Raw genomic sequence first — 8,111 nt, 5'->3', positions numbered from 1 at the left:
GGGGGTAATGTGTATTTTAAGGTGAAACATGAAAACGACACCCTATTCTTACAAATAAAAGATGAGGGGATCGGGATCAATGAAGCAGAACAATCTCAACTTTTCGACCGGTTCTTTAGAGCAAAAAATGTAGGCCTAAGGGAGGGGTCTGGGCTAGGTCTCTCCATTGTGAAAAAGTGTATTGAAGTAATTGGGGGTAAAATTGATTTTAAGAGTAAAGTAAACAAAGGGACTGAATTCTTTTTAGAGATTCCTGCAAAAAAATAACCGTGAATGATTGTTGTCAAAGACCTACAGTTTTCCTATGAAAATTCGCTGAAAATTGAAATTCCTGACATAACATTGAAATTGGGTGAGGAGTTATTGATTTTGGGAAAATCAGGCTCAGGGAAGACAACCCCAAAAAAAGGTGAGGTAATTATTGATGGGACTTCCTTGTACCAATTAAAAGGAAATAAATTAGATAAGTACAGGGGCAGAAATATAGGCATTGTTTTTCAGAAACCTCACCTCTTAAAGCCTCTGACAGTTGCAGAGAATATTGGCCTCCCTTATTTTTTTTCAAATAATCTTTCTGCAGATAAGGTTCAATATTACCTGGGGCAACTTGGTATTCAAGACAAGCAACATGCGCGCATAAGTACTTTAAGCGAAGGCGAGGCCCAGAGAGTTTCGATTGCCAGGGCATTGATAAATGGGCCGAAAGTCATATTGGCGGATGAGCCTACGGCCAGTTTGGATGATGAAAATGCCAGGTTGGTAGTTGAATTACTTAAAGGGCAAGCTAAAAAACTTGGAGCTGCCCTGATAATTGTCACGCATGATCATCGCATTAAAGACAAGGTTGTACAAAGCATTACCTTAAATTCCTCCGATCAATGAATATTTTTAGGTTAAGTTGGAAATACCTTGTTGATAGGCCTTTAAACACCGGATTAAATGTCTTGCTCCTAGCACTAGGTTTATCTATTATAACTGTTTTGCTATTGGTTGAAGAACAGTTTGAGAACAAAATGAATAGAGATGCCGCAGGTATTGATATGGTTATCGGAGCCAAAGGTAGTCCATTACAACTGGTGCTTTCCTCCGTATACCATGTGGATTTCCCTACCGGAAATATTCCTTTGAAAGAAGCCCAAAAAGTTTCCAGAAATAGATTGATTAAAAATGCCATACCCATGGCCCTTGGAGACAATTATAAAGGATTTAGAATAGTGGGGTCAAACCACGACTACTTGAATTTGTACCAAGCAGAGTTTGCAGCCGGAAGCGTGTGGGACAAACCTTTTGAGGTGGTTTTGGGCAGTACAGTGGCGAAAGCAAAGGGTTTTCAGCTGGGGGATACATTTATAGGTGCCCATGGTATTGAGGCTGCCAGCCATGAGCATGATCAGTACCCTTTTAAGGTTGTAGGGATTTTAGCTCCCACCAATAATGTGCTGGATCAACTAATTGTAACAAGTGTAGAGTCCGTATGGTATGCGCATGATGATGAAATTGGTCCCGAAAAATTAGATCAAGAAGTAAATGGCACAGGTTTTCCTGAATCCGACCAAGACAGGGAGTTGACTACAGTATTGATCGCCTACAGAAATCCAATGGCTGCTATTCAGCTTCCCAGAATGATTAACAGTAGGACTTCCTTACAAGCAGCATCTCCTACCTTTGAAATCACCAGGCTTTTTGAACTGCTGGGAATCGGTGTAACGGTAATCAAAGGTTTGGCACTGCTAATTATTATCATTGCAGGCTTAGGTATTTTTATTGCATTGTACAATTCCCTTAAGGAAAGAAAATATGATTTGGCCGTTATGCGTGCCATTGGGGCAGCCAAAAGTCAATTATTTCTTCTAATTCTTTTAGAAGGAGTGATCCTAACTTTGCTAGGAGCCATTGGAGGCTTAGTGCTAGGACACTTTTTCCTGTTTTTTATAGTTATAACCTACGAAGAAGGCCTGGTATCGGGCTTCAATGCCATTATGTTTGTCGATAAAGAATGGTGGATTATAGTTTACGCCTTGATTGTCGGTATTGGGGCTTCAATTATTCCTGCATGGAATGCTTACAAAGGAGATATTGCAGGTCAACTAAGCAAGTAAAATAAACAATATGAAGTACTTAGTTTTTATGATAGGGTTGCTTTCCTTTTCTGCTTTTGGGCAACAGGATAATGTTTGGAAACACTTATCAAAGGTAAGTTATGAGGTAGATGAGGATGAATTTGGAGAATTGTTCGTTCCGGTATTTGGGGAAAAGACCATGGCATTGGAAGGCAAAGAAATCACTGCCCACGGTTATATTATCCCATTTGAAGGCATGTTTAAACCAAAACATATAATTTTGTCAGCCCTTCCCTTGGCGGAATGTTTTTTTTGCGGATCCGGAGGGCCTGAAACTGTAATGGAGGTTATGCTAGTAGAACCGGTGAAGTATACTTCCAATAAAGTGAAAGTGGTTGGGGAGTTGGTCTTGAATGCCGATGATCCCGAAAAACTAATGTATATTTTGGAAAATGCGAAAGTTATTGGTTTATAGGTTTCTCATCAACCCTGAATAGATTAGGTAGGACTGGTTTATGAGGTTTTAATTAAAATTTATAATACTCACTTTTTTTACATCATTTTTTTAATAACCTTTGAACACGTTTAATGACTGAATGCTCAATTTACTTCTATACAAGCCATGAGAAAAGCACCTTTTGTATTGTTGATTTTACTTTGTATTTCTGTTTATTCTTGTAGTCCTAAGAAAAGTCAAAATGAATTATTGAAAGAAAAGGTTATTCAGGTTCATGATGAGGTGATGCCTAAGATTGGAGAATTGAAGGCTTCTCAAAAGGAATTAAATGAAATGGCTGAAAACCTTGAGCAATCTGAAGATGCAGCGGATACAGAAAAAGCAACTGAATTAAAGGCGGTGGCAGCAGAATGTGAGCATGCCTACGATGAAATGTTTGTTTGGATGCGTCAATTTGATATTGATTTGGAAGAAATGTCTGAGGAACAGGCCAAATCATACCTTGAAGAGCAATTAGAAAAAGTTGGTAATGTGAAAAAAGACATCCTGCAAGCCCTTAAAAAAAGTGAAGCATTATTGTAATTAGGGTGCAGTACTGAGTGCTTCTTTTACTTTTTCGGGAGTAATTAATCCATATTCATTTCCCCAAACATTGTAGATATAGGTGGCAATTTGTGCGACCTCTATTGGGCTGAGTTTACTGTTTTCAGGCATGGGTTGATTATACTCCACATTGTTTACTGTTATGCTACCTTTTAAGCCGTTTTTAATGATATATAAGCTTCGGTTCACATCATCGAGCATATAATCTGAATTTTTGAGTGGGGGGATAAGCCTTTTTAATCCGGTTCCATCCTCTTGGTCAAAATTGCTGCAATATTGTAAATAAAGTTGCTGTCCCTGAATGGCATATTGCCTTGTCTTGAGATCTTTGATATTACTTATGCCTTTATTTTGATTGTCATCTCCTCCTTTGCAAGCAATGATTAATAAAAATAATAAACTACTTATTGCTGTTTTCATTGTTGTTGAGAAGTTTGGGTAAATCCTTGATGAGAACATTTACTTGCGTTTCTTTGGTGCCATCATAAATTCCTCTGATTCTCCCTGCTCTATCAATCAAGACAAATGCACCTGAATGCAAAAATCCCCCCGGTTCATTTTTGTCATCCATGGCCGTGGTAAGGTAGCTTGTTTGTCCAATTTCAAATATCTTTTCTTGTTCTCCAGTCAGAAAATTCCATGTACTTGCATCTTCTATACCTAGCCGAAGGGAATAGTCTTTCAGAAGGGCTACTGTATCGTATTCAGGGTCGATGGTATGGCTTAATATCATAAAGTCGGGATTGTCTTTATAAGCTTCGAAAACCCTCAACATTTGCTTTTTCATAATGGGACAAATGGTTGGACAGCTTGTGAAAAAGAAATCGGCCACATAAACTTTTCCTCTTACATCTTCATTGGTAATTTCCTCCCCATCTTGATTGGTGAAGCTAAATTCCGCTATTTGGTGATAAACAGTGTCTGTGGTGGTTTTTCCATCGACAATTACTTCTTCTACATGTCGATTGCCCAGAATAGGTAAGGTATTGGTATTATTGTTCGTCTGGCAAGCATTTAAAGCCAAAACTCCTAAAATTGTAAAACTTAAATAATGGGATCGAAGCATTTTTTATTTTATATGACACAGTAAAGAATTGATTAGTTCCGATTGCGGAATCTTTTGTACCATTTAGTAGCCAGCATCAAACTCAGACCTAATACAAACAGCCCGACAATACCCCAGATCATGTTAATTAGGCTTTTAAGGACAATTAAAAAGACGATAGCAAAAAGTAATAATGTGGCTATTTCATTCCACAATCGAAGTTTTGAACTGTTCCAAATTCGCTTTCCATTTTGAAGGGATTTAAAAATATAATGGCATCGAAAATGGTAGAGGTATAACAAAACGACAAAGGTAAGTTTGGCATGCATAAATGGCATGGATAGGTAAGAAGGACGGTGAAGCAATACCCAAGTTCCAAAAATAAGGGTTAGCACCGCAGACGGCCAGGTGATAATGTACCACAAACGGCTGGCCATCAAATCCAATTGAGGTTTCAAGATTTTTTTTTCTGCTTCCGGCCGATCCAAAGCCTCTGTTTGATAAATAAATAACCTTACGATATAAAATAAGCCTGCAAACCAGGTAACGATGAAAATAATATGTAAAGCTTTGATGTATTCGAATGCCATTCTTCCTATTTTTGGCTAAATTAATGGTTTAAGCTCGTTATTAGGACAAATGAAAACAAAAAATATTATTTATTTACTTGCCGCATTGGTCGGTGTTCTCCTTATGGTGATTGTATACCAGAGTTTGAGCCAACCGGGGGTAAATGACCTTGAAGGCGAGTATACTGAAATAGCAGTATATAGGAATGAAAACAATACAGGTCCGGTAGTTCGAATTTTTGCCGTTTATACAAAGGCTGAGTTATGGGATGACATGCGAGCTTATGGAGATTTTATGCCCCATACAAAATACGGGAATACAAAAGTATTCTTTTTTGATAAAGCCATCGAAGGCTTACAACTGTCTCCTAAGGCACCTTATTTTCCTGAGCGTTTTCAAGACGCTTGTTTGGCTGTTTATGAAAAATCAGCTATGGGTGGAACCAGTTTTACAAAATATCTTTTGAGTGATAAGTAAGGTTTAATTTGATTTTTATATCAGCTTGTAGAGGTAAGCTTCTTAGTAAGACCTAATCTTAAACTGCTTTTTTTGCTCTTGGATAGCATTTCTAAAGGAAGGATCCGTTTCCATCAGGTCATTGATGGCCTGTACTGCATGAATCACCGTACTATGATCTCTTCCACCAAAATGGTATCCAATGGATTTTAAGGAGTGATTGGTAAATTCTTTGCTAAAATACATGGCCACTTGTCTGGCAATGACAATTTCCTTTTTCCTGGTCTTTGCTTTGAGGTCTTCCACTTTTATGCCGTAATAATCCGCACAAGATTGCTGGATAAATTCTATGCTAACTTCAGTTTCAATGTCCTTAACGATGTTTTTCATGATCGTTTTGGCCAATTCAAGGCTGATTTCTACCCTGCTTAAGGAGGCATGTGCTATCAAAGATATCATTACCCCTTCCAGTTCCCTTACATTTGTGTCTACTGTATAAGCGAGGTATTCAATCACATTATCAGGTATGTTAATTCCTTCAGATTGCATTTTCTTCCTTATAATTGCAATTCTGGTTTCAAAGTCCGGCATTTGCAAATCAGCTGTCAGTCCCCATTTGAAACGAGACAGCAATCGATCTTCCAAGCCCATCAAATCCTTCGGTGCGCAATCCGAGGTCATGATGATTTGTTTTTTATTTTGGTGAAGGTGATTAAAAATATGGAAAAACATTTCTTGCGTTCTTCCTTTACCGGCCAAAAATTGAATGTCATCAATGATTAATACATCCACTTGCATGTAAAAATTAGTGAAAGACTTTATATTACCGTCTTTAATACCATCCATAAATTGGTTGACAAATTTCTCAGAGGAAACGTACAACACAAATTTGTCTTCCGGACCATTTTTAATTTCATTGCCTATGGCCTGCACCAAATGGGTTTTCCCTAACCCAACACCACCATAAACCATCAAAGGATTAAAAGAGGTGATTCCCGGTTTGTTGGCCACAGCAAAGCCGGCTGATCTTGCCAATCGGTTACAATCTCCTTCAATAAAAGAGGTAAAAGTATAATTGGCGCTAAGGTTTGATTGAAGAGTGGTTTGTTCATCCAGACTGGACAAGTCAAAAGGACTGTGTGCTGAGGCAAGATTTTCTTTTTTCTTGGCAGCAGCAGGACTATTTACCCCTTGGGGGTAACTAACCATATAAGGTTGGTTTTGCGAATTGCCCTTATCTACTACTACAGCGTATTCTAACTTCCCATTGGCTCCTAAAATGGTTTTAATGGCTAATTTCAATACTTCCACATAGTTGTCTTCCAACCATTCGTAGAAAAATTGACTGGGTACCTGTATGGTGAGCACAGAACCATCGATTCTCGCAGGAATAATTGGCTTAAACCAAGTAGAAAAACTTTGTTCATTGACGTGCTTTTCGACTACCCGCAAACATTCAGTCCATATAGCATTAGCCTCTGAATTCATTGAATTTATTTTAACCGAAAGTTGAAAAATTGTGAATACTCCTTTTTTAGGGGGAAACAAAATTGTGGAAAAATATCTTAAATAAAAAATGGGTTTTTACTTGATTTTTTTACTTTGTGGGTAAATTGTCTTATCTGGCATCTTTTAATTTTACTATTATTTGAAAATTGAAATCTTTTCATTGTTTTACAATAGCTATAATTACTTTTATAGTAAATAAAATGTTGGCCAATTCCTGTTCACAATCTAATCAAGTTGGAGGAGTCCATGCATTAACAAAATCTGCTTTTTACTTTTTTGCATTTGCGATTTAGTCAAAATTTGAATATGGATAAGTGTTGATTAATGCATCATATTCGGTACATTGAAAGTTCCAAAATAATGTAGTAAAAGGCTATTAATGATTGTTCAATCCATGGTTTGCCGATTTGTTATTTGTAGTATAGTTTTATGATAAGTAAGGATAAATGAAAAGGAGGATACTTTTATATGATAGTAAGGAAGAAGATTTTGTGCAAAAACAAATTGTAACAAAATTTGGCAAGCAACTTTCCTCCACTATTCCTTTTACTAGGGATATTAAACTTGAAATAAAAGAAGGTGTTCAAATTATCACCTATCTTTCAGATGAGCAACTTAAAGCCCTCCTTGATTTAGCCGCAGGTCAATTTTTAGAATTAGGATTATTGCCCCATCCGGAAATGATTCATGGGAAAAAAAGCTATGGGATTAAATCGGATCTTGAAGAAAATATCGAGCATATCTTAAAGGAGAAAAAGGTGATTAAAGTGGATGTTTTAGAAGCCAATGGAATCCCAGTTTTTAATACTATACTTATCGGAGAATCACTAAGTTTAATGAGTGGTTCCGTTGCACAATATGCATGGCAAAGATTTTGGAATAAGTTAAGGTATTTCTTAAAATTGTTTTGGAATACCAGACTGAATAGCTTCACTATTAAAGCAGAAAATCAGGACGAAATCAATACGGCAGCCATTGGGTTAATCATTGTTCACCATGCACAGAGCAGTATTCTAAGTAAAAGAATATTGGAAAACTCCTTAATAAATGATGGGAAGTTGCATGCTTTGATATTGGCGGTCTGTTGTGGTTTGGCCTAAGTAGCTTGTTCAGAACCAAACGAAACTATAATTTACCACCATTTGCTGCGCATATTAAAACATCTTCTCTAACTATAAAAGCTGATAAACCCATTAATTATTCCCAAGATGGCATGCTGCTTTCTTCTGATACCTTAGAAGTTTTAATCCGCAAAGGAGCATTGAATATGGTCCCGGGCCAAAAACTCAAATTGGAGCCGAATGGTGGGGGAGATGATGTTTATAAAATTAAAGCTTTGCCCAGGGGAGATGCGAAAAATGAATTGTTGCAAAGGAAACTTCCTTTAATTAACCATGCTACCACGGAGGAG

11 protein-coding genes and 1 pseudogene are annotated in these 8,111 nt (G+C 37.3%); 8 read left to right on the top strand and 4 right to left on the bottom strand.

Annotated elements, in window-relative coordinates:
- From AAC037_RS13960 to AAC037_RS13940, 5 genes are all read left to right on the top strand, one after another.
- The coding region (locus AAC037_RS13960; RefSeq protein WP_339903561.1) for a HAMP domain-containing sensor histidine kinase at positions 1-267 on the top strand (267 nt) is incomplete at its 5' end.
- Positions 268-273: 6 nt separating this feature from the next.
- Positions 274-882: an ATP-binding cassette domain-containing protein gene (locus AAC037_RS13955; RefSeq protein WP_339903560.1), complete on the top strand. Its 609-nt coding sequence runs from the start codon at positions 274-276 to the stop codon at positions 880-882.
- Complete coding sequence (locus tag AAC037_RS13950) at positions 879-2,099, top strand: FtsX-like permease family protein (RefSeq protein ID WP_339903559.1); 1,221 nt, start codon at positions 879-881, stop codon at positions 2,097-2,099. Before AAC037_RS13955 ends, AAC037_RS13950 begins: the two co-directional genes overlap by 4 nt.
- Before the next feature lie 10 nt (positions 2,100-2,109).
- The gene (locus AAC037_RS13945; RefSeq protein WP_339903558.1) at positions 2,110-2,535 is read left to right on the top strand and encodes a hypothetical protein; all 426 of its coding nucleotides are present in this window, start codon (positions 2,110-2,112) and stop codon (positions 2,533-2,535) included.
- Between the two features lie 147 nt (positions 2,536-2,682).
- The gene (locus tag AAC037_RS13940; protein WP_339903557.1) at positions 2,683-3,099 is read left to right on the top strand and encodes a hypothetical protein; all 417 of its coding nucleotides are present in this window, start codon (positions 2,683-2,685) and stop codon (positions 3,097-3,099) included.
- Here the strand turns inward: AAC037_RS13940 and AAC037_RS13935 are convergent, their stop codons facing one another.
- Genes AAC037_RS13935 through AAC037_RS13925 form a run of 3 tightly spaced genes read right to left on the bottom strand, consistent with a single transcriptional unit; the run spans position 3,100 to position 4,755 of the window.
- Positions 3,100-3,540, bottom strand: coding sequence for a cytochrome c (locus AAC037_RS13935; protein ID WP_339903556.1), 441 nt, complete (start codon positions 3,538-3,540; stop codon positions 3,100-3,102). It lies immediately after the preceding gene.
- The gene (locus tag AAC037_RS13930; protein WP_339903555.1) at positions 3,521-4,186 is read right to left on the bottom strand and encodes an SCO family protein; all 666 of its coding nucleotides are present in this window, start codon (positions 4,184-4,186) and stop codon (positions 3,521-3,523) included. The genes AAC037_RS13935 and AAC037_RS13930 overlap by 20 nt, the downstream gene beginning before the upstream one ends.
- Before the next feature lie 32 nt (positions 4,187-4,218).
- Complete coding sequence (locus tag AAC037_RS13925) at positions 4,219-4,755, bottom strand: CopD family protein (protein ID WP_339903554.1); 537 nt, start codon at positions 4,753-4,755, stop codon at positions 4,219-4,221.
- Between the two features lie 49 nt (positions 4,756-4,804).
- Here AAC037_RS13925 and AAC037_RS13920 point away from each other — a divergent pair, with 49 nt between their 5' ends.
- Complete coding sequence (locus AAC037_RS13920) at positions 4,805-5,212, top strand: hypothetical protein (RefSeq protein ID WP_339903553.1); 408 nt, start codon at positions 4,805-4,807, stop codon at positions 5,210-5,212.
- Positions 5,213-5,254: 42 nt separating this feature from the next.
- On the opposite strand, the gene dnaA is transcribed toward AAC037_RS13920, so the two are convergent.
- Entirely contained in the window at positions 5,255-6,679 is a 1,425-nt protein-coding gene (gene dnaA, locus AAC037_RS13915; protein WP_339903552.1) for a chromosomal replication initiator protein DnaA, read from the bottom strand.
- A 467-nt stretch (positions 6,680-7,146) separates the two neighbouring features.
- Between dnaA and AAC037_RS13910 the strand changes: the two genes are divergently transcribed.
- Positions 7,147-7,800, top strand: a complete 654-nt coding sequence (locus tag AAC037_RS13910) for a hypothetical protein (RefSeq protein ID WP_339903551.1) — start codon at positions 7,147-7,149, stop codon at positions 7,798-7,800.
- 5 nt (positions 7,801-7,805) lie between these two features.
- Positions 7,806-8,111, top strand: a pseudogene (locus AAC037_RS13905) (DUF389 domain-containing protein); the annotation flags it as partial.

The organism is uncultured Cyclobacterium sp., from assembly GCF_963976465.1.
Classification (GTDB): domain Bacteria; phylum Bacteroidota; class Bacteroidia; order Cytophagales; family Cyclobacteriaceae; genus Cyclobacterium.
Note: the sequence above shows the minus strand (reverse complement) of the source record. Positions and strands in the feature narration are given on the sequence as shown.

Coding starts and splice junctions, on each gene's coding strand:
- AAC037_RS13945 (WP_339903558.1), top strand. CDS start 2,110: ATGAAGTACTTAGTTTTTATGATAGGGTTGCTTTCCTTTTCTGCTTTT.
- AAC037_RS13950 (WP_339903559.1), top strand. CDS start 879: ATGAATATTTTTAGGTTAAGTTGGAAATACCTTGTTGATAGGCCTTTA.
- AAC037_RS13930 (WP_339903555.1), bottom strand. CDS start 4,186: ATGCTTCGATCCCATTATTTAAGTTTTACAATTTTAGGAGTTTTGGCT.
- AAC037_RS13955 (WP_339903560.1), top strand. CDS start 274: ATGATTGTTGTCAAAGACCTACAGTTTTCCTATGAAAATTCGCTGAAA.
- AAC037_RS13920 (WP_339903553.1), top strand. CDS start 4,805: ATGAAAACAAAAAATATTATTTATTTACTTGCCGCATTGGTCGGTGTT.
- AAC037_RS13910 (WP_339903551.1), top strand. CDS start 7,147: ATGAAAAGGAGGATACTTTTATATGATAGTAAGGAAGAAGATTTTGTG.
- dnaA (WP_339903552.1), bottom strand. CDS start 6,679: ATGAATTCAGAGGCTAATGCTATATGGACTGAATGTTTGCGGGTAGTC.
- AAC037_RS13925 (WP_339903554.1), bottom strand. CDS start 4,755: ATGGCATTCGAATACATCAAAGCTTTACATATTATTTTCATCGTTACC.
- AAC037_RS13940 (WP_339903557.1), top strand. CDS start 2,683: ATGAGAAAAGCACCTTTTGTATTGTTGATTTTACTTTGTATTTCTGTT.
- AAC037_RS13935 (WP_339903556.1), bottom strand. CDS start 3,540: ATGAAAACAGCAATAAGTAGTTTATTATTTTTATTAATCATTGCTTGC.